The organism is Mycobacterium sp. 852002-51971_SCH5477799-a (genome assembly GCF_001667145.1).
In the GTDB taxonomy this organism is placed as follows: Bacteria; Actinomycetota; Actinomycetes; order Mycobacteriales; family Mycobacteriaceae; genus Mycobacterium.
Genome location: NZ_LZIF01000017.1, coordinates 1 through 2,088 on the forward strand (window position 1 = coordinate 1; position 2,088 = coordinate 2,088).

Here is a 2,088-nt window from a genome sequence, read left to right on the forward strand (position 1 = left end):
CGGCACAGTTTCGATCTGAGCAGCGAGATCTTGTTGCGGGCCACACTGTTTCGCCTCGGCCAAGACGAGCATGTGTTGGTGGTGGTGGTCCACCACATCGCCGCTGATGGCTGGTCGATCACCCCGCTGGTGGCCGATCTGGGCACCGCCTATGGCGCCCGGTGCGCCGGCCACGCCCCGGATTGGGCGCCGTTGCCGGTGCAGTACGTCGATTACACGCTGTGGCAACGGGCCAGTTTCGGGGACCTTGAGGATCCGCACAGCCGCATCACCGCCCAGCTGGACTACTGGCAACAGATGCTGGCCGGAATGCCCGAGCGGCTGGCGTTGCCCACCGATCGGCCCTATCCGGCGGTGGCCGATCAGCGCGGGGCCAGCGTGACGGTGGACTGGCCGGCCGGGTTGGCCCAGCAGATCGCGCGGGTGGCCCGCGAACACAACGCGACCAGTTTCATGGTCCTGCAGACCGCGCTGGCGGTGCTGCTGGGCAAGCTCAGCGCCAGCGCGGATGTGGCGGTGGGGTTCCCGATCGCCGGGCGGCGCGATCCCGCCCTCGATGAGCTGGTCGGGTTTTTCGTCAACACCTTGGTGTTACGGGTCGATCTGGGCGCCAATCCCACCATGGCCCAACTGTTGGCCCAGGTCCGCACCCGCAGCCTGGCCGCCTACGAACACCAAGACGTCCCCTTCGAAGTCCTCGTCGAACACCTCAACCCCACCCGCAACCTGTCCCACCACCCCCTGATCCAAGTCATGCTGGCCTGGCAAAACCTCGCCGGACACGACAGCGGTGAGACGGCCGGGTCGAGTTTAGGGGACCTGCAAGCCACCCCGCTGCCGGTCCATACCCACACTGCCCGGATGGATTTGGTGGTGTCGTTGGCCGCACGCTGGACCGAGAACGGCCAGCCCGCCGGGATCTCGGGCGCAGTCGAATTCCGCACCGATGTGTTTGATGCGGCCACCATCGAGGTTTTGATCGCCCGGTTGCAGCGGGTGCTGGCGGCGTTGACCGCTGACCCCGCCCAGCACCTGTCGGCGATCGAGGTGCTCGACGCATCCGAACACGCCCGCCTCGATGCGCTCGCCCACCGCGCGGTGCTCACTCAACCCGCACCCACCCCGGTGTCGATTCCCACCTTGTTCGCCGCTCAAGTGGCTCGTGTTCCGCAGGCGGTGGCGGTGAGCTTCGCGGGCGCCTCGATGACCTATCGCGAGCTTGACGAGGCGTCGAACCGGGTGGCGCACGTGTTGGCCGGCCACGGCGTGGGCGCGGGACAGTGTGTGGCGTTGCTGTTGTCGCGCTCGGCGCAGGCGATCACCGCGATGGTGGCGGTGCTCAAGACCGGGGCGGCTTATCTGCCGATCGATCCGGCGCTGCCAGCGGCGCGCATCGGGTTCATGCTCGCCGATGCCGCGCCGATGGCCGCGGTGTGCACGCGCGAGCTGGCCGACCGGCTTGCGGGTTTCGCCGGGGTGGTGATCGAGGTCGATGACCCCGGTATCCAGGGTGTGGCGGGCACACCGCTGCCGGTGCCGGCTGCTGAGGAGGTGGCCCACATCATTTACACCTCGGGCACCACCGGGGTGCCCAAGGGGGTGGCGGTCACCCACCACAACGTGACCCGGTTGTTCGCCTCCTGGGATGCCGGGTTGGTGTTGGGGCCGGATCAGGTGTGGACGCAGTGCCATTCGTATGCCTTTGACTACTCGGTGTGGGAGATCTGGGGGGCGCTGCTACATGGTGGGCGGCTGGTGGTGGTGCCTGAGGAGGTGACCCGCTCCCCGCAGGAGTTGCAGGCTCTGCTGGCCGCCGAACAGGTCAGTGTGTTCAGCCAGACCCCGTCGGCGGTGGGGATGTTGTCTGCCCAGCAGGTCAACGCGGCGGCGTTGGTGATCGCGGCCGAGGCGTGTCCGGCGGCGGTGGTGGATCGGTGGGCGCCGGGGCGGGTGATGGTCAACGCCTACGGGCCGACCGAGACCACGATCTATGCCACCCTCAGCGCCCCGCTGCGGGCGGGGTCGGGGGCCCCGCCGATCGGTGCGCCGGTGGGTGGGGCGGCGTTGTTCGTGCTGGATGGGTGGTTG

Annotated in this window: 1 protein-coding gene; it reads left to right on the forward strand. The window is 68.5% G+C overall.

Annotated features, from left to right (window positions below):
* Positions 1-2,088 (forward strand): condensation domain-containing protein (locus A5753_RS01885; RefSeq protein ID WP_156655867.1); only part of this gene is annotated, 2,088 nt, incomplete at both ends.